Below are 527 nucleotides of genomic sequence, written 5' to 3'. Positions count from 1 at the left end.
CGACGCCTTGCATCAGGCCGCGCGGCACGCGTACCGCACGAGCGCGCCGATCGTCGCACTTGGCGGCGCGCAGGCGGCTATCCAATTGCTGCCGCAACTCGTGCCACCCCATCGTGCGCGCATCCTCGCGCCGACCTATAATGAGTATGCCGGCGTGTTGTCGGCTGCCGGCTGGGATGTCCAGGAGGTCGGGGAGATCGACGCGCTGGCGGGCGCGGATCTCGCCATCGTCGTCAATCCCAACAATCCCGATGGCCGGTGTCATTCGCCAGAGGATTTGCTGACACTGCTGCCGCGCGTTGGCCGTCTCGTGATCGACGAGAGCTTTGCCGATGCCGCTCCGCAGCTGTCACTCGCGTCGGACGCGGATCGGCCGGGGCTGCTGATCCTGCGCTCGTTCGGGAAGTTCTATGGCCTTGCCGGACTGCGGCTCGGGTTCGCGATCGGCAATGCGGCTGACGTCGCCAGGCTTGCTGCGATGTCCGGTCCCTGGCCCGTATCAGGGGCGGCGATCGCGATCGGCTGCC

At 67.6% G+C, this 527-nt stretch carries 1 protein-coding gene; it reads left to right on the top strand.

Annotated elements, in window-relative coordinates; genetic code table 11:
• The coding region (locus tag MOV74_RS40095; RefSeq protein ID WP_246933096.1) for an aminotransferase class I/II-fold pyridoxal phosphate-dependent enzyme at positions 1-527 on the top strand (527 nt) is incomplete at both ends.

Origin of the sequence: Bradyrhizobium sp. SHOUNA76 (assembly GCF_023006445.1) — a bacterium.
Taxonomy (GTDB): Bacteria; Pseudomonadota; Alphaproteobacteria; order Rhizobiales; family Xanthobacteraceae; genus Bradyrhizobium.
Note: the sequence above shows the minus strand (reverse complement) of the source record. Positions and strands in the feature narration are given on the sequence as shown.